The sequence below is a fragment of the Undibacterium sp. WLX3042 genome, assembly GCF_049544825.1.
In the GTDB taxonomy this organism is placed as follows: domain Bacteria; phylum Pseudomonadota; class Gammaproteobacteria; order Burkholderiales; family Burkholderiaceae_D; genus Undibacterium.
Genome location: NZ_CP186698.1, coordinates 1,143,797 through 1,166,987, shown reverse-complemented (window position 1 = coordinate 1,166,987; position 23,191 = coordinate 1,143,797). Strand labels below are relative to the sequence as shown.

The window sequence follows — 23,191 nt, the reverse complement described above, 5'->3', positions numbered from 1 at the left end:
TCTCCACTCATGAAACTCAAGTGCGCTCTGGTTCTGGCCATGCAATTATTCAGTGTCTCAGTCTTTGCTGCTGACGCGCCGTCAACGCCAGCTTCACCATCGGTATCAGTTTCCCAATCCGTGTTCGTCGTCGCGCCGGAAGATTTGCCAAAACAACCTGCCGGCGTCGTGATCGATACGCCAAAAATGCCGGAACCGGAAAAGAAAAAAGAATCTCCTCCTATCACCGCCGCACAAGTCTGGTCTGGCCCAGTGCCGTTATCGGGTGGTTTGTTTTTTCTGGTCGCATCGATGCCGGTGTTAGCCTCGCTTTATTTCGCGTATCAGTTGTATCTGTTCATCGTTGCCCGTCGCCGTCGCTTAGCTGTGCGGCATATTCAGGATAACTGAGCGTAACGTTCGCCGACGCGGCGAACGCAAATCGTTTTTCACCAAAACTTCATCTGTTTGTCACCAGCATGTCACCTGCCCGGCCTACAGTCTCTGTTATCCATAACGATAATCGGAGAACAATATGTCCAGCAAAGCACTGATCGCCAGCGCGGTGTTTAACTCGACGACCCAGGGTCGTAAAGGCATCGCTGACAAACTGTTCGCGCACTGGTTCAGCCGCCTCGTCCATGCGCAGGTCTGGGAAGACCCGCAAGCCGATCTGCATGCGCTGCAATTACGTCCCGGTGCCAACATCGTCACAATTTCTTCCGGCGGTTGCAACGCGCTGGCGTATTTATCTGCTGAACCGGCAGCCGTACACGCGGTTGATCTGAACGCCGCCCATCTGGCGATGCTCAACATCAAACAGACCGCAATCAAACATCTGCCCGATTATGATGCTGTGCTGGCCTATCTCGGTGACGCGAATCATGCCGATAATCTGAAACGGTATAAACGTCATATCCGCCAGCACTTATCCGAAGATGCGAGTAACTTCTGGGAAAGCCGCACGATTACAGGCAAGCCTCGTTATTACTACTTTACCAATCAGGCTTATCAATATGGTTTGCTGGGCCGCTTCATCAGCGTTGCGCACAGTTTTGTCAGATTGATGGGCGGCGACATGAGCAAAATGCTCGAAGCCCGCAGCGTGCAGGAACAACGCGATATATTCGACCATGACATTGCCCCGGTATTTGATACAGGCTTGTTCAAACTGCTGGCGCAACAGCCGCTGGCGCTGTATAGCCTGGGTGTACCACTCTCGCAATTCGCAGCGTTAAAAAAAGATGCAGGAGAAGGTTTGCATGTCTTGTTCAAAGAAAGAATGCGCCATTTATCCTGCGATTTTCCACTCGATCAGAATTGTTTCGCGCAACAGGCGTTTGGCCGGTGTTATGACATACGGCGACAGGCAGCTTTGCCCATGTATTTGCAACAGGCCCATTTTTTCAGCCTGCGCCGTAATATCGACCGCCTGCATGCGCATCATCTGACACTGACGGATTTCCTGCGTACTCAGCCGCGTGCCTCGATGGATGCTTATGTGTTCCACGATGTCCAGGACTGGATGGACAAACAGCAACTCGTCAGTCTGTGGGAAGAAGTCAACCGCACTGCGGCTCCCGGCGCAAGAGTCGTGTTCCGTACGGCGGGTCAGTCATCTCCACTGGAAGCGGCATTACCAACAGCATTGTTATCCACATGGCATACCGATACGGAACATAACCGTGCTTTACACGCGACCGACCGTTCGGCCATCTATGGCGGCATGCATCTTTATCAAAAAAACTGAGTCTTTTCCTGATTTGAATACTTCCATCCCACCACGTCTGGTGGCTGATGCCCTCTGGTTGCTGACCGCACGTTCGCGCGGCGGCAATCATTGGGTCAGTAATGCCCATTGCCAGATCCAGACCATAGAATTTGGTGGCCACAGCCATCCCGTCAGCCTGCTTGAACACAGCCAATGGCAGGAATGCGCCGCGTCCAGCCCGCGTACGGCCTTACTGCGTGTCAACCGTTACTGCCGGTCGTCACCGGTATCCGCCGTTGCCCGTATGGTTGATACGCTGTCCTGCCTGATCTACGGGCCGCTATCGGCACTCATGCACACTGGCAAGCTGGATCAGGCAGCGCTGGTTGGCAATTACCTGCTGCCTGTTACGTTTTATCCAGCCTGGAATGCTGACGATATCAGACTGATGACAGAAAAATTGCAGACAGCCCATCCGCAACGTCCATTGATGATGCAGCATCTCAGCACAGAAGTCTGCCCGCAACTGATGCAGCATCTGCGTAATCTGGGCTGGAAAATGATAGCGACACGCCGGGTTATGCTGGCGGACCCGCAGCAAAGTCATCAGAGCGATTTATTAGCTGAGGCTGACGTCAGTATTGTTCCTCATGATCAGCTCACTGATCATGACCTGCACGAATTGTATGCGCTGTACAAGCAGCACCAGGCGCAGCATAAAAATCATCTGCAGGCTGATTTCAGTCTGGCATTTTTTGAATTATGTCTGGAAACCGGTTTTGCCGGGCTGACCGGTCTGCGCTGGCGAGGGCGCTGGGCCGGTGTGCTCGGAACCTATACACAGCCAGGCTGCAGCTGGCTTAGTGCGCCATTAATGGCATGGGATCACAAGCTGCCCGCAGCAGTAGACGCCTATCGCATTCTGCAACAACTGTTCATCGATGAAGCGAAGCAAAAACAACTCAACGTGCACTGGGGAGCTGAACTGAAAACAGATCCCGGTAACAGCAGCGTTGCTGTTGAATATACCGCGATTTACGATCAACATCTGCCATCTTCTCAGAAAACCGCTCTCCACTGGTTCTCTGCAGTTTTTCAGCAATGTGTTTTCCGGTCATCAGCCGCAACCATCAAGCGGCGATCAGAATAAGCGTTATTCCTGATGAATCAAGCAGCCTGCATCCTCATTTTTTGACCAGGTCCGTATAAAAGATAACAGTTGCCTGGCCAGTGCTGTGTTCATCTGTACTCAGCAAACCCGGCTCAAAATCACGCAAAAACCCTGTGGATAAAGCCTTGTATATCCACGGTATGCTTTGGGGAAAACCAGCATAGTTTTCCCCAGGCATTTATTTATCCCAAAACTGTCATCAAACGATACAAGGTTTATCAGAACAGATATACAGTCGATAAGTCTTTGTTTATGTGAATAAATATAGACTTACCCACAAAATATTGCGACGTTAACTATCACTACTATGTATATATAAAGTAAGTCATATAAGTAAACCTGTTACAGACGCTTTTCAGCATTTCTGCCGTTGGTGAAACAAAAAACAGAGTCAGATTGAAAAATTGCTCGAACCAGATCCGGTATTAGCAAGGACTTAAAAAAAATGATCCGGATTCCGGCAATCGGATTTCAAGAATATGTATTTTTTAAAAAAAGCCTGCCTGTTTTTTCAATCAGCAATGAAAAAACAAAAAAACACGTGTTGAAAAGTCAGATTTTTTTAACGCTGCTGACAGCGAGGACAGAAAATCCCCGTTTTTGCAGACACTTTTTTATAAAAACAGCCATAAAAAGGCAGAAAAACCACGAAATTGAAAAATATTTTTGTGGATAAGCTCACTGATATCCACTGCATATATTGTGCGTAAACAAGTAAATGCTGTTCTGACATTTTTCTATCCCGATTTTGTCCTGTGCATATACAGACTTTTTGCACCGCCTTATCAATTGCTTAAATAATTGATTCTGTGGATGTTTACTGACTTATCCACAGAACAGGCAAGATGTTAACAACTACTACTACGTATATATAAAGTTATTATCTTTAAAGGTATCCACAGGCAAAAAAACGGAAACCCCCGCAAGCAAAAATTTCCTTTAGAATCCGTTACTTAGAAATCCAGCACCGCTTGTAATAGGTGCTCCTTTTTTTCTGAGGATATTTATGAAACTCCGGCATACCGTGACATTCAGTCTGTTGTTCAGTCTTTTACTGAGCGTTGCTCACGCTCAGACGGCAAAACCGACGGATGCGTCCATCAGAGAGTTGTTACTGGCAACGCAGAGCAAAGAATTGCTGCAATCGGTACAGTCACAGACGGACAACATGACGGCCACCATCATGCGTGATGCAGCGTACGGCACCAAAGTTGACGAAGAAAAGCAAAAAGCGCTCGATAAATTCCGCGACAAGATTATTGCAATACAAAAAGAAGAATTGTCGTGGGAAAAAATGGAACCGATGCTGATCAACATCTACGCCAGCTCGCTGACACAGGAAGACGTTGACGGCATTACGGCGTTTTATAAATCTCCCGCCGGCAAAGCTTATGTACAGAAAATCCCTGCGATCATGCAGCAAACCATGAACCAAATGCAGGCAAAATTAAAGCCAATGGCGGAAAAAATAAAACAGGCACAAAAAGAATTGAATGAAGAATTTGCCAGTATTGATAAAAAGAAAAAATCATTAAAATAATTTATCTTCTCTTAACTATCGTTAAAAATAAAATAAATACCATTAAAAGTAGTTAATTTATTTTTTTATTTCTGATTTTTTTGACATCGAAACATATTTTTTGTCGGAAAAATATATAAGCAAATTTTCAGGGTTTTAAGATTTTTTAGGGGAGTATCCGTAGTTTTAGCCTTTATGTCCTCGTAAACGCTGGGTTTTAAAATATACTCCCCCCAGTATTTATTTCTCACCAGGCCAGTTCTGAGCGCCTTCAGTTGCAGATTTTTCTGATCAATCATGTATTTACGACCTCTTGAAACTGCCGATGCGCCACAGATAGCCGGACTCTGGCTGACAGGCGCAGCAGAAAGCGCAAAAACCGAAGCTGCTTATCTGCCGCAAGTGTCGCAGCAAGCATACGCCCAGATCATTGCTGATGAGCTGGCTGCGCAGACTTGTTTAGGCTGGGGAATTTTTGACACTGCAACAACAAATCTGTTTGCTTATCTGACGGCAAAAATTTATCTGCCTGAACCGGAATTCGCGCAAACGCCGTGTCTGTATCTGCAGGACCTCGACGTACACCCGCAACAGCGGCGGCGCGGTCTGGGTGCACAACTGGTTGCTGCCGCGAGATCGTATGCAATAGAACAGAAACTCGGCAGTATTGAGGTTAACTGGCTCAGTGAAGACGTGCAGGCATCCGCTTTCTGGCACAGCCAGGGTTTTAAGCAATTTCTGGTACGCGGATGCTGTCGTTTACAATGATGCTGCTAATGTCGTAAAAACGGCTCAGGCAGCGACGGTTGTAAATGACCTCAGCGACTGCGAAGTGCGAGATCTGATCAATATAGAAAAAAAAGCCCGCATTTGCGGGCTTTTTGCTGGATGTTGATAGCTGCGAAAGCGGTGATTAACTTGCCATTGCCATCAGGCTGGCATTACCGCCGGCAGCAGTTGTGTTGATGCACAGAGCGCGTTCTGCCACCAGGCGCCACAGCGGAATCTCTGTGTTGTCTGAGGTTTCAATCACAGAGGCGATGGCCCCCTCGAGAGCCGCAAAAACAGGCTTATAGATATTCAGCAAGCCGCTTTCCACCAGTACAATCTGCGCACCGCAATCCTGCACTTCAGCGCTGATGATCTGCTGTCGCAGTTCTGTCGGAAAACTGTCCGGCAACAGCGTCAGTGCCTGTTTTGGCAAGACAGGTGTGTTACCGGTTGCCAGTGTCGCTGCCAGTTGATTCAGCAGGCAAGGCAGCCCGCTGGCGACGCAATAGATACGGCCACGCGGCACAAACGATAAGGTATTACGCTCACCTGTCGGGCCGGGTAGCACTTGCGTGATCTTATATGGCGTCTGATGGCTGTATTGTTCGCCTGTAGTCGCCAGTTCCTGCATCTGCTGCGTCTTGATCCAGACCAGCAAGGTACTGAGTGCCGCAGGCTCTTGCCGTTCATAAACGGTGTGACCACCGAGGCTGGTATTCGGTGTTCTTTGCAGACGTTTCAGATACAGCGGTCCGCCGGCTTTCGGGCCTGTGCCGGATTTTCCTTCACCACCGAAAGGCTGCACGCCGACGACCGCACCGACGATGTTACGGTTCACATAAATATTGCCGACGTGTGCACGGCTGGTGATGAAATTGATCGTTTCATCGATACGGGAATGGATGCCCAGCGTCAGGCCAAAGCCAGTGCCATTGATCTGATCAATCAGTTCAGGCAATTGATCGCGGCGGAAGCGCAAAATATGCAGTACCGGGCCGAATACCTCATTTTTCAGTTCAGCCAGATTGCTGATTTCAATGACAGTCGGCGCAATAAAGGTGCCTTGCTGGCAGCTTTCCGGCAGTGTCAGACTGAATACCGATTTACCCAGATCACGCATTGCGTTGATGTGCCGTTGTAAATTGTTTTGCGCTTCAGCATCGATGACCGGGCCGATATCCGTTGCCAGCCTATCGGTCTGACCGATACGCAATTCCTGCATCGCACCGTGTAGCATTTCTATCGTTTTGTCAGCGATATCTTCCTGCAGACACAAAATACGCAGTGCGGAACAACGCTGACCTGCGCTGTCAAAGGCAGAGGTCAGGACATCGTTGACGACTTGTTCAGGTAAGGCGCTGCTATCAACGATCATCGCATTTTGCCCGCCGGTTTCAGCGATCAGCGGTATATCGATACCCTCTGCAACCGCACGTTTGCTGAGGGTGCGGTTGATAATCTGTGCGACTTCGGTTGAGCCGGTAAAAATGACACCTTTAACACGATGATCTGCGACCAGCTGCGCACCGACGACTTCGCCGGTTCCTGGCAAAAACTGTAACGCAGCACGCGGGATGCCTGCTTCGTGCAACAGCTGTATTGCGCGATACGCGATCAAAGGCGTTTGCTCAGCTGGCTTCGCCAACACCACGTTACCTGCCGCCAGCGCTGCGCTGACTTCGCCGATAAAAATCGCCAGCGGGAAATTCCACGGGCTGATACAAACTACCGGACCGAGGGCTTTGGTATTGCTATGCGACTCCACCTGCGCTGCGTAATAACGTAAAAAATCGACCGCCTCACGCACTTCTGCAATCGCATTCGGCAGTGATTTTCCTGCTTCGCGTATGGCCAGTGCCATGAATTCAGAAGTATTTGCTTCCAGTAAATCAGCCGCTTTTTTCAGGCTGGCCGCACGGTTCGATGGGGCAGTCGTTTGCCATTCCAGTGCGTAGTGTTCGGCTGCATGCAAGGCATGTTGCACGTCTTGCGTGTTAGCTTCAATCACTGCGCCCACGGTATCCGACAGACAGGCCGGGTTGCGTACATCACGCCTTTCGCTGGCGCTGTTGTCATTCGCTAATAATGGTGTCGCAACGATGAACTCACTGGCTGCTGTAGTGAACTGTGCTGATATTTCCTGCAGCGTGATTTCATTCGAAAAATCCAGACCGGCAGAATTCTGACGTTCATGACCAAACAATTCGCGCGGTAAGGCGATGCCTGCATGTGGCTTGCCACCGAGTTCGCGCGCAATCGCAATCGGATCCGCGATCAGTGACTCAATCGACACGCTTTCATCGACGATCTGATTCACAAACGACGAGTTGGCGCCGTTTTCCAGCAAGCGACGCACCAGGTAGGCGAGTAAAGTCTGATGCGAACCAACTGGTGCATAGATACGGCAAGGCTTATTCAGCTTATCTTTTCCGACAACCTGATCGTATAAAGTTTCGCCCATACCGTGCAGACACTGGAACTCATAATCCGTCACACCTGCTTCTTTTGCCCAGGTATAAATTGTCGCCAGCGTCAGTGCGTTGTGCGTGGCGAACTGTGGATAAATCACGTCGGTCGCCGCCAGCAAGCGTTGCGCACAGGTCAGATACGATAAGTCGGTATACACTTTACGGGTATAGACCGGAAAATCACTCATGCCATCGACTTGCGCACGTTTGATTTCGGCATCCCAGTAAGCGCCTTTCACCAGACGCACCATAAATTTGCTGCCACTGCGCCGCGCCAGATCAATCAGATAATCAATCGCATACGGGCAGCGTTTCTGATAACCCTGCACCACGTAGCCTATGCCTTCAAAGCCTTTCAGGTCGGGATCGAATGCCAGTGCTTCCATCAGATCGAGCGATAATTCTAGCCTGTCAGTTTCTTCCGCATCGATGTTCAGGCCGATGTTGTAGTGCTTTGCCAGCAGCAATAAATTTTTCAGCAGCGGCAATAATTCTGTCATCGTGCGCTCACGTTGTGCACGTGAGTAACGCGGATGCAAGGCCGACAATTTCACCGAAATACCCGGGCCATCTTTGATGCCGCGACCATTTGAGGCTTTACCGATCGCGTGGATTGCGGTTTCGTAAGACTGATAATAATAGGCCGCGTCTTTGGCGGTCAGTGCTGCTTCACCCAGCATGTCATACGAATAGCGGTAACCGCGTTTTTCATTTTCCTGACTGTTTTTCAGCGCTTCTTCTATCGTCTGTCCGGTGACAAACTGATTGCCGAGCATACGCATAGCGAGATCCACACCTTTACGGATCAAGGGTTCGCCGCCTTTGGCAATCAGCCGCGTCAATGCCGCACCCAGGCCTTGTTCGCTATTGGTTGCGACCAGTTTTCCTGTCACCAGCAAACCCCAGGTCGCAGCATTGACGAACATTGATGGTGACTCGCCCAGATGTTTTGCCCAGTCGCCTTTACTGATTTTGTCCGCAATCAGGCGATCTGCGGTCTGATGGTCAGGAATGCGCAACAACGCTTCGGCCAGACACATCAGAGCGACACCTTCTTCGGAAGACAAAGAAAATTCATGCATCAGCGCATCGACGCCGGAAGCACGTGTGCGTTGCTGACGGACGTTGCTGACTAATTTTTTCGCAAGTTCTGCAACATTATTTTGTAACGAGGGGTAAGAATTAACTTGTGACAGCAGATACTGCACAGCCTCGGTTTCATTGCGACGGTAAGCGCTGGTAATGGCGTTTCTGAGTGGGCTGATATTCACTAACAGCTCGGCACGCAGTGCCGCAAACGGGGATGTAGAAGTAGTCACAGAGGTCGCAGTCATATAGAAATAATTAAAACAAATATGATTTCATTGTATCGACGCTGCTCAATGATTAATTCTGGAAAATAGAACTCATATCGAAATTTTCTTTTTTATGAGAAAATTATCCCGAATATTATTAATCATCACTCTGATCAATTTTTGACTTCTTATGCTAGACAAAATCAGTAAAAGAATTCTGGCCGAATTACAAAACGATGGCCGTATCAGTAATGTAGAACTGGCGACGCGGGTTAACCTATCCCCGGCTGCCTGCCTCGAACGCGTGCGTAAATTGCAGGAGTCCGGCTACATTCTTGGTTACACAGCACAACTCAACCCGCATCTTCTGGATGTGGCTTTGCTGGTGTTCATCGAAGTTGTGCTCGACAGAACCACACCCGATGTTTTTGACGCGTTCCGCCGTGGCGTGCAGGCGATTCCCGAAGTACTGGAATGCCATATGGTTGCCGGTGGTTTTGATTACCTGGTCAAAGCGCGTGTGAAAGACATGAACGCCTACCGCGACTTCCTCGGTAAATCATTGCTGCAATTAAATGGTGTACGTGAAACGCATACCTATGCAGTGATGGAAGAAGTTAAAAATACCAGCTGTCTGCCAATCAAATAAGTGACTTACAGTTGCCGGTATCACGCCGGTGATGAGGTCACAACGAGAGTAGATGACCCGCTAAATATAAACGCTGTAAAAAAATTGGCCACCTGATGCAGGTGGCCAATTTTCATGCTGTGTTGTTATTGCTGGTTAAGTTCCTCAAGCACTGCAAGCAATTCCGTCAGACGCGCTTTCAGCGCTGCCTGACTGCTTGCTTTCAGCGGTGCCAGTATCCGTCTTTCATTTTCCACATGAGCGGCGACAGCACGATCAATCAGCTTCAGGCCACTGGCAGATAATTGCACCAGCATACTGCGGGCATCGGCCGGGTTCGGCAGACGCTTGATCAGTGCGCGGTTTTCCAGACTTTGCAGACGGTGCGTCATCGTCCCGGAGGTAATCATCATGCTGGAAAATAAAGCCGTTGGCGTCAGGCGAAATGGCTTACCTGAACGCCGCAGTGTCGCCAGCACATCAAACTCCCAGGCGCTGAGATTAAACTCGGCAAATGTAGCGTCCAACTGCGGTCGTAGCAATGCTGTACAACGTCCAAGCCGCCCGATAATAGCCATAGGGCTGACATCCAGATCGGGCCTTTCATTGCGCCATTGTTCCAGTACGACATCGACCGCATCGGGCTGAATCTGTGTCATTCTGATTTCTCCATTTATCTTGATATCAAGATTATATCGCTAATTTATTTTTATTCTGTGTTAAGATTATTTATCTTGAATTGAAGATAAATAATGAAAAATAGTTCTGTTGGTACGGTCGCATTGAAAGATATCTTACTCACAGCACTTGCCCCTGTTATCTGGGGCAGTACGTATATCGTCACAACGCAGTTATTACCACCGGATCGGCCATTTACCGCAGCGCTGATACGGGTTCTACCCGCCGGAATGTTGTTATTGCTGATGACCCGCCGCCTTCCGCAGTTCGCAGCCTGGCCACGATTACTGATACTTGCAGCATTGAATATAGGATTTTTTCAGGCCTTGTTATTTGTTGCAGCCTACCGGTTGCCCGGAGGTTTAGCTGCGGTGGTCGGTGCTTTACAACCTTTACTGATGATGGTGCTGGTCTGGCTATTTGATCACCACAAGCCGGGGATATCGGTGATTGCCGCTGCGATTACCGGTGTCGCAGGTATGGCTGCTCTTTTACTGGGACCTGGTTCTGTCTGGGATCCGCTCGGTATTACCGCTGCGCTGACCGGTACGGCATGTATGGCGGTAGGTACGTACTTGGCGCGGCGTTGGAATATTGTTTTACCAGTACTGGCATTCACCGGATGGCAATTGCTTCTGGGGGGATTGATATTACTGCCACTTGCCTGTTTGTTTGATCCGCCATTGCCACTGCTGACTCCTGTGAATATTGGTGGATACGCATATTTGAGCTTGATAGGAGCCTTATTGGCGTATGTTCTGTGGTTCAGAGGTGTGGCACGATTACCGGCAGTTGCGATATCGTCATTAGGTTTGTTTAGTCCGCTGACTGCAGTTCTACTGGGCTGGGTGTTACTCGGGCAAACGATACGCGGGTTATCGTTTGCCGGATTGTTGATGGTGCTGTTCAGCATACTTGCGGTGCAATGGCTGAGTAAGCCGGCAACGGCCAAGACATAGTATCAATCGCTGTCTGTCCGGTCTCACACGACAGAACCCATTTCGCTGTGAAAGATGAAATGAGTTCCTGTGATCACTTCTCAGCTTTGATGCTGTTCAACAGATGCGCGCTGCTGACGCCTTGTTGTTGCAGGACAGATTCAAGTGCAGGTAACAGCGGACCCAGTGTTTCACTCAATATATTGCGCACAGTATCGACGATGACTTGTGTGCTGCGTTCAATTTCTATATTCAGTGCCGCACCTGCTTTTTTTTCTGCAAACACTGTCATGCGCAGGGTTTCCGGAATCAGCCATACTTCAAACCAGGATTCTTCGCGGTTGACTTCTGCGATCGTCAGGCTGGCACCGTTAATGGCGATATAGCCTTTCGCAAAGATATAGCGTAACCATTCCGGTGGAACCGCGATACGGATCACGTAGTTATTTTCCAGTTCGCGAATCTGAGCGACGTGTGCTGTGAAATCAACGTGTCCGGATAAAGGATGTCCGCCGATTTCCGCACCGTCTCTGGCAGCACGTTCAACGTTGACACGGCTGTTTTCAGAATAACTACCGAGCGTAGTGATCGCCAGACTTTGCTGCATCACATCGAAATCGGCTGCCCGTTCGCCATGCAATTGAGTCACGGTCAGACAAACGCCGTCCACGGCAACGCTGGCGCCGATTTCCAGCTGTTTTGCAAAGCCTTCGGGAAATTCAATCTGAAATGTGCGCAAGCCCGGTTTGTCGCTGACTTTTGCGATGCGGGCGATGCCTTGTACTATGCCTGTAAACATGATGATAACAATCGAAAGTAATTTGGAAGATAGCGAGCAGCCATGATTGTAAGGTGAATTGCCTGTGCAGATGCAATCACACGATTAGTGCGGTATCTGTTTGCTCAGGTTCCGGTCATCGCTGGTATGTGTGCCAGCGAGACCTCCGCCAGCGGCAATTCAAAGATGAAACTGGTGCCGGCACCCAGAGCACTGATACAACGCACACTGCCGCCCTGCGCTTCACTGAGTTTTTTGACGATGGACAGACCCAGCCCGCTCGAATGTTCTCCTGCTGTCGGGGTCGGTGACAGTTTGGAAAACTTGGTGAACAGGTGTTGTTGATCCTCGCCGGACAGACCCGGTCCTTCGTCACGTACTTCGAGTCGGCCCATGCCGTGGTGCTGACTGATGGTCAGCCATATGGTTTTTCCTGCCGGTGAGAATTTGATCGCGTTTGACAACAGATTATCAACAATACGGATGCAGGCATTCAGATCGGCGGTGACAAAAACACTGCCATCAATATCAACAACCGTATGCAGATTTTTTGCCTTGAGTGCCGATTCATATTGTTGGAGGATATCGCGTGATAACTGACTGACACTGACGGTTTCTGCCGACAGGTGAAAATGTCCGGATTCCAGTGCATTCACATCCAGCAGATTGGTGACGATATGCATCATCCGCTGGCCGCTGTTACTGATGCGTTCAAGATACTGATGCTGCTGTTCTTCAGAAATCTGGTGACGCGTTTTACGCAGCAGATCACTCATACCGATGATGCTGGTTAAAGGATTTTTGAGATCATGCGCCGCAATTCCGAGAATATCGTCTTTTTCTTTATCCAGCAGTTTCATACGCTGAATCGCGTTGTCGAGTTCCGCGGTCCGCAACTGTACTTTGGCTTCCAGTTCATATTCAGCCTGCTGCGATATTTTCAGCAACTGTCTCTGTATATCGGCACTCTCTTTTTTGATCAGGCTGATTCTGTAGGCCTGTGCTAAAGCCAGCAAGATGGCTTCCATTGCCGAGCCTATCTGGAAGCCGTAATCCGTGATCCAGCTTGATTCAAGTATGCCGAGATTGCGCAAAGGGATCAGCAATACGCTGACGATCCATGAGAGTGACGCGATACAGACGATATAACCAGGCGGATAACCACGCAGACCGGCTAACAAACAGATAGGCAAAAAGAAAATGACCTGCAGCAGATTGATCACCTGCACAAATTCAGCGATCTGCGTGTTGTATCCGGCGAGAATCAGAGCGATGAAAACCAGCACCATGATTTGCACTGCTCTGAAAACACGGGCGAAGAAAGGCATAGTCTCTTTGAGCCGCAGAAAGCTGCTGATAAACAAAGCCGAAACAAGAATAATCACTTGCGGCATCAGTGCCGGAATGATGTCCACCACCCAGGGTGAATCGGGCGCGATAAACATACCGATGTGGCCGTTCACGCACATTCCTATCGTTAAGGTACCGAACGACAGCAGCAGGTAATACAACATCGACACATCGCGGTAGCTGATCATCAGTAAGGCATTGTAGATAATCATTGCCAGCATGACACCGTAATAAATCCCCATCAGACTGGCCAAAAAATCCGAGGTTTCAGTGAATTTATCCGGTGTCCACAATATCGCGCGGAAGAAAACTGAACTGGTACTTTGCACCCGCAGATATATCGTCGTGACAGCTGTATCGGGAAGATTGATCTTAAAAACCGGGTAGTGATGCCGCATTTCCTGTTGTGAGAACGGGATATGGTCACCGGCGCGCTGCACGCTGATGCTGCCATTGTTTGCCAGACGATACATGCGGATATCATCGAGCATGATAGGCATCATTTCCAGCAACCAGGTATTGCTGGCTTCGGCACTGCTTCTTTGTATATCCAGACGTAACCAGAAGGCTGACGAGGTATAACCCTGACTCAGACTTCCGTGCAGCGGTCTGAATTGCTGATTGATTGAGGGCGTCAGAATATCCTGAATATCGAGCTTACCGGTTTTATCTTCCAGCATCTGAAAATGGGCATTCAGAGGAATTTTCTGTTCGCCCTTTTCCAGAGAAGTTACCGCTGCCTGCGCTGCGTATCCTTTGAAAAATAAAGATAACAGCAACAGGGCGAAAATAATTAATCGGCGATAGCTGGCTGTGTGCATCTTTCTGGGCGGTTAAGTCGCTACGAGGGAGAAAAGCGAAAAATCAACACAAAATGTAAAAAACTGTTAAACAGATGAAGCAGCCTAACAAGTTTCTATCAGCTTAGCAATCAGAAACAAGAATAAAATTTTCTCCCTTACTCTGCCTCTTTGTCCTGCTGTAATTCCGGGATCAGATTGGAATGCGTCATTGTGATCAGATTATTTCTCAGCCATTGATGTGCAGGATTGCGCGCATCGCGTTCATGCCACAGCATGTCGATATGTACTGCCGGTGTCTCAAACGGCAATTCTTTCCAGATCAGCGCATCCGTCATACCGGTGGCGGAAATCAGGTGCCTCGGCAAGACTGTCAGTAAGTCAGAATTGGCAACGACGCGGCCGGCGGTGAAAAACTGGTTAATGGTCAGCAGTATGCGTCGTTCACGTCCCATTTTGCTTAAAGTTTCATCAATCAGACCGTGCGCCCGCCCTGAAAAACTGACCAGCAAGTGATTTGCGGCGCAGTAGTCATCCAGCGTCAGCGTTTTGTTCGCCAGAGGATGGTTTTGCCGCATCACACAAATATAGTGACCCGAGTACAGCCGCTCATGGCGAATCGCGCTGGTGCCAGCGGCTTGTCCGCCTGCCAGCTGGGCAACCACACCCGGGAAAAAACCGACTGCAATATCAATATCGCCGTGCAACAACATAGGACGCGGTTCGCGCGTTGTCAGTGGCATCATCCTGACATTAATGCCGGGAGCCTCATTCTGAATGGATCGCACCAGGGTTGGCATCCACAGTGCAGCAGTCGCATCCGCCATTGCCATGCGAAAGGTCAGCTGCGCCTGCGACACATCAAAAACGCCCGGCGCAATTGCTGCTTCGAGGCTGGACAGGGCCTGACGTATGGTCGGCCACAAGGCCTCGGCACGCGGGGTCGGCTTCACACCATAAGCGGTACGTATTAATAATTCATCGTTCAGCGAATGGCGCAGGCGTTTTAACGCATTTGACACGGCTGGCTGTGTCATTGCCAGTTTGTCTGCTGCGCGGGTCAGGTTTTGCTCAATCATCACCGCATCAAACACCCGCAATAAATTCAGATCCAGTGTCAAAAAGTTCATGTTGTTTGTCTCCGTTGGTATTGTTATCTGCAATTATTCACAAACAATATATTGATTATAGGAAATCGAAATTAGAATTATATGTTGCAATGCAATATTATCTGATTATTCCCAAATGTAAATAAAAGTAGAGATGATCATGAATTTCCTCAATATTGCTTTCCCTGCCACCAGCGCACTGCCTGTCGCTGAAGTTGCCATCAGCGCTTTAGTTGCTGCCGCCCGTCCTTTGATCGGCCTGAGTATCCTGACCACAATGTTATTGGTCTTTAAGCCATTGATTACAGGCATGTTACGTGCATTGAAACTGACGATATTCCCAAACAAAACACGTGAAGAAAAATCTGCTTTACGCAATTTGCGCAGCATGCTGGCGGTGCGCCGTATCGCTAACGAGCTCGACAGCACATCGCCGAATATGGCCGCTGAACTGCGCGCTCTTGCTTCCCGCGCTTAAGCGGTAAGCTCAGAATTTTGCAATGCAACATAGCCCAGTGTACAGCGAGTTAACCATGTCTGCCTATACCACAGCTTACCAGCGCACAACACCACGTGAAGTCGTTGGTTCCAGAAGTCTGGCATCAATGCTGCCTAGTCTGCTGATGACAGGTTTGCTGACCTTGTTCGTCACTGCCATTTTGCGTTTATTGTGGGTCGGAATGACGAGTGACTTCTTCGCATCGTGGATGGAAGCATGGCTGACGACCTGGCCTATCGCGTTTCCGCTGGCGTACATGGCCTTGCCTGTGGTGCAAAAAATTTCACGCAGCCTGAGCAAACCTGTCGTGCTTCAACATCGTACACAGGGCATCGGTATTGCAGCAGTACAGCAGGTGTCTGATGAAGTGACTGCGCAGAATGGACTGACTCTCAGACCTCCCCGGGTGCCGAAAATCACCCATTAATGCAAAGATTGCTGATTAAAGCTGATCTGAACAAAAAAGCCGCTGTGCATCAGCGGCTTTTTTTTTTTGCATTCATCGGCATGAACAGCAGCGCCAGCATTGTTGCTGCGCCTGACGGTAAGCCCTGATCACACGCCGGCAGTGTCTCAACAGCGCAAAAAATGGTGGCATAAAAAAAGCGCGACCACGTCGCGCTTTTTAAACAACAGAACTTGTTGCGCTGAAATTTACATACTCAGGCGGTTTTTCAAAGCAACGCGGGTTGCTTCCAGCTCTGCCGGCAGACGGTAAGCCAGTTTTTCAAACAACTCGGTATGCAATACCAGTTCTTCTTCCCAGGCTTCCACATCGATTGATGTAATCGTCTGGAATTGTTCTTCGGTGAATTCCAGACCGTCCCAGCTCAGATCATCAAAGGCCGGTGTCACACCAAAGACGTGTTCCACGCCATTGGCTTTGCCTTCGATACGTTCCAGCATCCATTTCAGTACGCGCATATTGTCGCCAAAGCCAGGCCAGACAAATTTACCGTTCGCATCAGTACGGAACCAGTTTACGCAGTAAATCGATGGCAGGGTCGCGCCGATCTCGTTGATCTTCTTACCCATATTCAGCCAGTGCTGGAAATAGTCACTCATGTTGTAACCCATGAATGGCAGCATCGCGAACGGATCACGACGCACCACACCTTGCTGACCAGCCGCTGCCGCAGTGGTTTCAGAGCCCATGGTCGCAGCCATATAAACGCCTTCGATCCAGTTACGTGCTTCCGTTACCAGCGGTACTGTCGTTGAGCGACGGCCACCAAAGATAAATGCAGAAATCGGCACACCGGCTGGGTCATCCCATGCAGCGTCAATCACAGGGTTTTGTGTTGCGGCGACAGTGAAGCGCGCATTTGGATGTGCTGCTTTACGGCCGGTTTCCTTAGCGATTTCCGGAGTCCAGTCTTTACCTTGCCAGTCAATCAGATGCGCTGGCGCTTCTTTCGTCATGCCTTCCCACCAGACATCGCCATCATCGGTCAGCGCGACGTTCGTGAAAATCGTGTTGGCTGTCAGCGATGCCATGCAATTTGAATTGGTGGCTGTGTTCGTGCCCGGTGCCACGCCGAAATAACCGGCTTCCGGGTTGATCGCATACAAGCGCCCGTCTTTACCTGGTTTGATCCACGCAATATCGTCGCCGATCGTCGTCACTTTCCAGCCCTTGATTGCCGGAATCAGCATTGCAAAATTCGTTTTACCGCAAGCCGACGGGAACGCCGCTGCCACATAATGTTTTTTACCTTCCGGTGATTCCACACCCAGAATCAGCATGTGTTCTGCCAGCCAGCCCTGATCGCGACCCATGGTCGAAGCGATGCGCAGCGCGAAGCATTTTTTACCCAGCAGCGCATTGCCGCCGTAACCGGAACCAAACGACCAGATTTCGCGGGTTTCAGGGTAATGCACGATGTATTTCGTTGCATTGCATGGCCATGCTACATCTTTTTCACCCGCAGCTAGCGGCTTACCAACGGTATGCACGCAAGGAACGAAATCACCATCCGTACCCAGCACGTCATACACCGCTTTGCCCATGCGCGTCATGATGCGCATGTTCACCACCACGTAAGGTGAATCAGACAATTCAACGCCGATATGCGCAATCGGTGAACCCAGCGGGCCCATAGAGAAAGGCACCACATACATCGTGCGGCCTTTCATGCAACCGTCGAACAGCGGGTTCAGCGTCGCGCGCATTTCTGCCGGCGCCATCCAGTTATTGGTCGGGCCCGCATCTTCTTTTTTCTCAGAACAGATATACGTGCGGTCTTCCACGCGCGCCACATCGGTAGGATCAGAACACGCCAGATAACTGTTCGGGCGTTTGGCTTCGTTCAGTTTTTTCATGGTGCCGGAAGCGACCATTTGTGCGCACAGACGATCATATTCTTCCTGTGTGCCGTCGCACCAGACGATATTGTCTGGCTTCGTCAGCGCAGCGATATCAGCGATCCAGCTGATCAGCTTAGGATGTTTGACATAAGCGGGCGCATTAATTTTTGCGCCGGTTGCCGCGATGTCGTTGGCGGTTGTTTGACTCATACTGACTCCAATAAGATTGCAATAAAAAAACCGGGGTAGCAGCGCGGCAGTGTCGTCGTTAGAAAGTCAGGCGATGCGAGCACGGTTGGAAAACGATCCCAGCTCCAGCAAGGCGAACACGATGGCGGCGGTTCTGTCGGATAATAGGCAATCAGGAGGATGATCCCGACTCCAGCTTGCGTCGGCGCGGTAGGCGGACGGAAGAATCAAAAAGCTACGTAACCGGATATTCTACACGGACGCGCCCATTTGGGTGCAGTTCACATCAGATTTATTATCACAGTAATACTGTTTTTGAAAGTGAAACTGTTTCAACGGTTTCGCTGCATAAGGAAAAAAAATCATGAAGATTGCCATCCTCGATGATTACCAGGATGTTGTCCGGCATTGCGCCTGTTTTGCCATGCTCAAAGACCATGACGTCAAAGTGTTCAACAGCAGCGCGGTTGGCGTCGGCCAGCTGGCAATACGCCTTGCCCCGTTTGACGCCCTCGTCCTGATCCGTGAACGCACCCGCTTTAACCGCGCCCTGCTGCAACGCCTGCCGAATTTAAAACTCATCTCGCAAACCGGCAAAGTCGCCGGACACATCGACCTCGCCGCCGCCAGAGAAAAAGGCATCGCCATTGCCGAAGGCGTCGGCGACGCCACCGCCCCCGCCGAGCTGACCTGGGCGCTGATCATGGCCGCCTCGCGCCGCCTGACTAATTACTCGTCTTTACTGCAACAGGGAACCTGGCAAGCATCTTCCGTTCAGCCGGAGCGCAACCGACTGGGGCGCGTGTTAAAACAACGCCGCCTCGGCATCTGGGGTTACGGCAAAATCGGCAAACGCATCGCCAGTTACGCTGCCGCGTTTGGTATGCACGTCACGGTCTGGGGCAGTGAAACCAGCCGCGCACAAGCGCTGCAGGATGGCTATCAGGCCGCCGCTTCGCGCGAGGCATTTTTTACCGACAGCGATATTGTCACCCTGCACCTGCGCTTGAATGACGCCACACGTGGCATCGTGCAGCCAGACGATCTGGCCCGCATGAAACCGGATGCCCTGTTCGTCAACACCAGCCGTGCCGAACTGCTGGCACCGGACGCCCTCGTCCACGCGCTTGATGCCGGCCGCCCCGGCTTCGCCGCCATCGACGTCTTTGAAACCGAACCCGTACCGCAAAATCACCCGCTGCTACGCCGTGAAAACGTCCTCGTCACACCGCACATCGGCTACGTCGAACAAGACAGCTACGAACTCTATTTCGCCGCCGCATTTCAAAACATCCTGAATTTCGCCGCCGGAACACCGACTAATTTATTGCAGGGGTGAAGGTGGGGTGTGGATAAAATTGAATATATCCACAATTAGCGGCGGTACGCGATGTGGCGGCAGAACGTGTGCGTTTTCACCAGCGAAGGAAGAAACGTATATCCAGTACACGTACACTTTTTCTGTCGAAAAGCTGTCATGCTGATCAGGCAAACGTTCGCTCAACTGACTCGGTATAAATACATGAAGTCAATGTTCATGCGGTTTTCAAGGGATTTTGATTACGTTGACATTTTGATCATTAATGATTAATGTTGCAAAATGAAAAATAAATCACGTTATGTTTCCAAACCATGAAGATTAGCGCGGCTGTTTTACAGCTAGTGATTCCATCTGTTGCTTATGCTAGCGGTGGCGATATTTTGATCTTAATGTGGATGGAACTTGGATTGTTTATCGCGATTCTAATTTTTACATTTGTCTCAAAACTCGCTTTAAGATATCGAGCGATAGTGTTTTCCATATATGTTATTTCAGTAATCGTCGCGACGTTGTCGACTTCTTCTTTGCCTTATTTAGATAATATAGTCCTCATAGGTAGCATTAGCATTTTACTTCCAGTCGCTGCTTGTTTATTAGCGTGGAGGTGGTGTGTTAATCAAACTAAAACATAACTGGTCGTTCGTTTCGGACGGCTTCGCCGCCATACAACTAAAACGTTAGGCGATATTTACCATGCAAAAAGAGATCGTAGATATTGCCACCGTTCTAGGTGTTCCTCTTACAATCGCAGGATTGGTTATCGCGTGGCTTCTTTCTTATCACTATCCTCGTCAAAAGGAGCGGAGGGAGTACGGAATTAAGCTTGAAATTATCTTCAGAGAGATGGAGATGCATGGATATAAGGTCTACTCCGAGAAGTTTGAACTAATTAGTCAATATGCTTCCCTTGCGAAAGAAATAAATACAAAAAAGATTCTTTCAACTCGCCAAACAAAGATTCTTACAGATGACAGCTCAAAGATGGCTCAGGTTGCTCATTCCGTAGATCTAAGTGAGAGTCAAAAAGCCAAGTCTGTTTCTTCTTATCTTAATCGGCTGTGGCCGGTAGTTGAGGCACTAAAAAAATGAATCGCCTAACAAGTCGCTCAAGGCTGCTCGCTTCGCTCACTGGACGCCAAAAAGCTGCGCTTTTTGCCATCCGGTTACGTCCAACGCTAGGCATGTATCTGTGCAGCAGTTCACCCGTTGTACATTAAATGAACGAGTGGCCTGAGTTTCTATTATCAAAAAAAGGAAGTTTAATGTCTGATTCTGTTGTGCAATTTGCTATTACCACGATTCCAATTTTGGTCATCGGGCCATTCATGCTTGCTTTGTTCGTCTGGACTTTCAAGATTTGTTGGAATCGTGTTTTGCCGCCGGTCTTTGGGCTGAAAGAAATTGACTTTCTGGACTCAGCCGCATTTCTGATCCTGCTGGCGATTTTCTTTGCAATGCTGCATGGCGCTGTGCATTAAACCTCTCCGCCATTCGGCAAGTTAGCTTTAAACGAGGGTGTTTTTCCAATGGCGCAATGAAAGCTGCCAGCTTTCGGAAACAGTACGCCAATGACAAACGCGGCTAAGCCATTGTTCAATCGGACAGTCCCCGGCGTTCCACTGCCGGGCATCTTTTCATTCTTGCCCGGCGGCGTCGCTCTGTCGCCTGCCACAAAGCTCTGATGTTGAACCCTGATTACCAAGTATGTTTCCTTCAACGATCATCGCTTCTGCCCGCCTCACACCCTTAAAACGCCAAAAATATACTCCCAGGGGTATTTAAAAAAGCCCAACGTTCATGCAGAGATTAAGGGTGTTTTCTTAAAAATCAGGGGGAGTATGCAGAATTTACAGGTTCTTTCTGTACACAGACCGTAATTTTTGTTCATCCGGCAATGCTGTATATAAATGCAGTATAATCGTTAGCAATTAGCTTCTATATGGTGTTCAGGGCAGAGCGAACAGTGACTCTTTTCTGACATTCATCGTGAGGCTTTTACTTTGTCAAATGCAATGACATCAGGGGCGAGTCAGACAACCATCACATAAGGCTTATTTGCAATGGAACAGAAATTACCGATCACCATCTCCACACTCGACGCGGCGCGACTTGAAAAAATGCTTGCTTCGGTGGGCGGCAGACAGATTCCGAACAAGGACGATCTGCAAGCCGAGCTGGATCGTGCCCACATTGTCGAGCCTGAAGAAATGCCGCATGACGTGGTGACGATGAATTCAACCGTGACCTTTCAGATGGAATCGTCCAGCAAAGAGTTCTCGCTGACGCTGGTGTATCCCAATGATATTGACGATGGCACCGGAAAAATTTCCGTACTCGCGCCTGTCGGCAGCGCTCTTTTAGGATTGCGCGAAGGCGACGAAATGTCCTGGCCTAAGCCCGGTGGCGGCTTGCTCAAGGTACGTATTCTGAAAGTGGTCTATCAGCCCGAGCGCGCCGGCGATTTCCTGCGATAGACCGCGGCCGGCGACGCTGTGTCGCCAGGCGAAACCATGTCTGCGCAACGGATCAGTAGCACGTTGCGCTGCATGACGAACAGGGTGATTTTTTCTTGTTGTGCTTGCAGGTCAGAGAAAAGGAGTCCGCATGAAATTATTCACCGTGTTCGTTATCCGTGGCTCCATGATTGCGGGCCGCGTTTTCCTTCCCGCCCGTTGCAGTTGAACATCCGGGCTCACCTCATTTTCTCACTGCTATGAATACACTGTCTGACAACAAACACATCGTTGCACGCTTTAATCGTGAAGTCATAGAACAAGGCAATATGCAGACCTTCAATGAGCTGGTGGCTGCCGACTTCGTCAATCATACTGCGCCACCCGGCACACCCAATGGGCGTGATGGTTTCGCTGCGTTTTTTACTAACGTCCTGCGGCCAGCCCTGCCCGATCTGACGGTCGAGTTACACGATCAGATCGCCGAAGGCGACAAAGTCGTCACCCGCAAGACGATTTCCGGCACACACCAGGGCATGTTTCTCGGCGTTCCGGCGACCGGGCGCCGCATCCGCATTAACGTGACCGACATCGTCCGCATCAAGAATGGCCAGTATGCCGAGCACTGGGGCAACGCTGATCTGCACGGCGCATTGGCGCAAATGAAGTAATGGCAGCACCATGCGCGCGCCCGGTTACCCACTGCGCGTGCGCCACACACCGGGGCGCAGCGATGCGCCCGACACCCTCTGCAATTTACCCACCGGAGCAACCATGACGCAATCCATCGTCCGCCTGAACCCACCGACCTTGCCAAACGCTGGCGATATGGGCTATTCACAAATATCCATCGTTACGCCGGGACGCATGGCGTATATCTCCGGCCAGGTCGCGTGGCGGGCAGATGGTCAGCCGGTGCCGGCCGGGCTGGCCGAGCAAATGCAGCTCGTCGCGCTGAATGCCAAAGCCGCACTGGACGCCGTCGGTGCCACGCCGCACGATGTTGTGCTGGCGCGTGTTTATCTGGTCAACCTGACGCCTGAACGCATGGAACAACTGATGCCACCGTTTCTGGCCACCTTTGAAGGCGCACAACCCTGTGTGACCGGCATCGGCGTGGCGGCGCTGGCGGCACCGGATCTGCAGGTGGAAATGGAACTGGTTGTCCGGCTGCCTGATTAACAGCCGCAACCCGTTCTGAAACAAACCTGAGCGATCATTTCAGCG

Annotated in this window: 21 protein-coding genes; 15 read left to right on the top strand and 6 right to left on the bottom strand. The window is 50.1% G+C overall.

Features of this window, described 5'->3' with window-relative positions; genetic code table 11:
• Nucleotides 1–9 precede the first annotated feature (9 nt).
• From ACPAOP_RS05255 to ACPAOP_RS05235, 5 genes are all read left to right on the top strand, one after another.
• Nucleotides 10–390 (top strand): hypothetical protein, encoded by a 381-nt coding sequence (locus tag ACPAOP_RS05255; RefSeq protein ID WP_423709561.1) that lies wholly within the window; start codon nt 10–12, stop codon nt 388–390.
• A gap of 124 nt (nt 391–514) precedes the next feature.
• Nucleotides 515–1,729 (top strand): DUF3419 family protein, encoded by a 1,215-nt coding sequence (locus ACPAOP_RS05250; protein WP_423709560.1) that lies wholly within the window; start codon nt 515–517, stop codon nt 1,727–1,729.
• A 13-nt stretch (nt 1,730–1,742) separates the two neighbouring features.
• Nucleotides 1,743–2,840, top strand: coding sequence for a hypothetical protein (locus ACPAOP_RS05245; protein ID WP_423709559.1), 1,098 nt, complete (start codon nt 1,743–1,745; stop codon nt 2,838–2,840).
• Between the two features lie 1,027 nt (nt 2,841–3,867).
• Entirely contained in the window at nt 3,868–4,401 is a 534-nt protein-coding gene (locus ACPAOP_RS05240; protein ID WP_423709558.1) for a DUF2059 domain-containing protein, read from the top strand.
• Nucleotides 4,402–4,677: 276 nt separating this feature from the next.
• Nucleotides 4,678–5,148 (top strand): GNAT family N-acetyltransferase, encoded by a 471-nt coding sequence (locus tag ACPAOP_RS05235; protein ID WP_423709557.1) that lies wholly within the window; start codon nt 4,678–4,680, stop codon nt 5,146–5,148.
• Between the two features lie 145 nt (nt 5,149–5,293).
• On the opposite strand, the gene putA is transcribed toward ACPAOP_RS05235, so the two are convergent.
• Nucleotides 5,294–8,953: a trifunctional transcriptional regulator/proline dehydrogenase/L-glutamate gamma-semialdehyde dehydrogenase gene (putA, locus tag ACPAOP_RS05230; protein ID WP_423709556.1), complete on the bottom strand. Its 3,660-nt coding sequence runs from the start codon at nt 8,951–8,953 to the stop codon at nt 5,294–5,296.
• Nucleotides 8,954–9,104: 151 nt separating this feature from the next.
• Here putA and ACPAOP_RS05225 point away from each other — a divergent pair, with 151 nt between their 5' ends.
• A complete protein-coding gene (locus ACPAOP_RS05225; RefSeq protein ID WP_110254407.1) occupies nt 9,105–9,563 on the top strand; it encodes an Lrp/AsnC ligand binding domain-containing protein in 459 nt (152 codons plus the stop codon).
• Nucleotides 9,564–9,688: 125 nt separating this feature from the next.
• Here ACPAOP_RS05225 and ACPAOP_RS05220 read toward each other — a convergent pair whose 3' ends face one another.
• Complete coding sequence (locus ACPAOP_RS05220; protein ID WP_423709555.1) at nt 9,689–10,201, bottom strand: MarR family winged helix-turn-helix transcriptional regulator; 513 nt, start codon at nt 10,199–10,201, stop codon at nt 9,689–9,691.
• A gap of 93 nt (nt 10,202–10,294) precedes the next feature.
• On the opposite strand from ACPAOP_RS05220, the gene ACPAOP_RS05215 reads away from it, so the two are divergent.
• Nucleotides 10,295–11,179: an EamA family transporter gene (locus tag ACPAOP_RS05215; protein WP_423709554.1), complete on the top strand. Its 885-nt coding sequence runs from the start codon at nt 10,295–10,297 to the stop codon at nt 11,177–11,179.
• A gap of 73 nt (nt 11,180–11,252) precedes the next feature.
• Here ACPAOP_RS05215 and ACPAOP_RS05210 read toward each other — a convergent pair whose 3' ends face one another.
• The 3 genes from ACPAOP_RS05210 to ACPAOP_RS05200 all read right to left on the bottom strand — a co-directional run bounded on the left by ACPAOP_RS05210 (nt 11,253) and on the right by ACPAOP_RS05200 (nt 15,216).
• Entirely contained in the window at nt 11,253–11,957 is a 705-nt protein-coding gene (locus tag ACPAOP_RS05210; protein WP_423679904.1) for a riboflavin synthase subunit alpha, read from the bottom strand.
• 104 nt (nt 11,958–12,061) lie between these two features.
• Nucleotides 12,062–14,107, bottom strand: a complete 2,046-nt coding sequence (locus ACPAOP_RS05205) for a sensor histidine kinase (RefSeq protein ID WP_423709553.1) — start codon at nt 14,105–14,107, stop codon at nt 12,062–12,064.
• A 137-nt stretch (nt 14,108–14,244) separates the two neighbouring features.
• Nucleotides 14,245–15,216, bottom strand: coding sequence for a LysR family transcriptional regulator (locus ACPAOP_RS05200; RefSeq protein ID WP_423679902.1), 972 nt, complete (start codon nt 15,214–15,216; stop codon nt 14,245–14,247).
• 139 nt (nt 15,217–15,355) lie between these two features.
• Here ACPAOP_RS05200 and ACPAOP_RS05195 point away from each other — a divergent pair, with 139 nt between their 5' ends.
• Both ACPAOP_RS05195 and ACPAOP_RS05190 read left to right on the top strand, forming a co-directional pair.
• Nucleotides 15,356–15,673, top strand: coding sequence for a hypothetical protein (locus tag ACPAOP_RS05195; RefSeq protein WP_423679901.1), 318 nt, complete (start codon nt 15,356–15,358; stop codon nt 15,671–15,673).
• A gap of 55 nt (nt 15,674–15,728) precedes the next feature.
• On the top strand, nt 15,729–16,121 hold the full coding sequence (locus tag ACPAOP_RS05190; protein WP_423679900.1) for a DUF2798 domain-containing protein: 393 nt from the start codon (nt 15,729–15,731) through the stop codon (nt 16,119–16,121).
• Nucleotides 16,122–16,348: 227 nt separating this feature from the next.
• On the opposite strand, the gene ACPAOP_RS05185 is transcribed toward ACPAOP_RS05190, so the two are convergent.
• Entirely contained in the window at nt 16,349–18,211 is a 1,863-nt protein-coding gene (locus ACPAOP_RS05185) for a phosphoenolpyruvate carboxykinase (GTP) (protein ID WP_423709552.1), read from the bottom strand.
• 343 nt (nt 18,212–18,554) lie between these two features.
• Between ACPAOP_RS05185 and ACPAOP_RS05180 the strand changes: the two genes are divergently transcribed.
• The 6 genes from ACPAOP_RS05180 to ACPAOP_RS05155 all read left to right on the top strand — a co-directional run bounded on the left by ACPAOP_RS05180 (nt 18,555) and on the right by ACPAOP_RS05155 (nt 23,146).
• Complete coding sequence (locus tag ACPAOP_RS05180) at nt 18,555–19,529, top strand: D-2-hydroxyacid dehydrogenase family protein (RefSeq protein WP_423709551.1); 975 nt, start codon at nt 18,555–18,557, stop codon at nt 19,527–19,529.
• Nucleotides 19,530–20,204: 675 nt separating this feature from the next.
• Entirely contained in the window at nt 20,205–20,600 is a 396-nt protein-coding gene (locus ACPAOP_RS05175; protein ID WP_423709550.1) for a hypothetical protein, read from the top strand.
• Nucleotides 20,601–20,728: 128 nt separating this feature from the next.
• Nucleotides 20,729–20,989, top strand: coding sequence for a hypothetical protein (locus ACPAOP_RS05170; protein WP_423709549.1), 261 nt, complete (start codon nt 20,729–20,731; stop codon nt 20,987–20,989).
• 582 nt (nt 20,990–21,571) lie between these two features.
• The gene (rnk, locus tag ACPAOP_RS05165) at nt 21,572–21,985 is read left to right on the top strand and encodes a nucleoside diphosphate kinase regulator (protein ID WP_423709548.1); all 414 of its coding nucleotides are present in this window, start codon (nt 21,572–21,574) and stop codon (nt 21,983–21,985) included.
• A 239-nt stretch (nt 21,986–22,224) separates the two neighbouring features.
• On the top strand, nt 22,225–22,635 hold the full coding sequence (locus tag ACPAOP_RS05160; RefSeq protein ID WP_423709547.1) for an ester cyclase: 411 nt from the start codon (nt 22,225–22,227) through the stop codon (nt 22,633–22,635).
• Between the two features lie 10 nt (nt 22,636–22,645).
• Nucleotides 22,646–23,146 carry a RidA family protein gene (locus ACPAOP_RS05155; RefSeq protein ID WP_423709546.1) on the top strand — a complete coding sequence of 167 codons (501 nt, stop codon included), beginning with the start codon at nt 22,646–22,648 and terminating at the stop codon, nt 23,144–23,146.
• Nucleotides 23,147–23,191 lie beyond the last annotated feature (45 nt).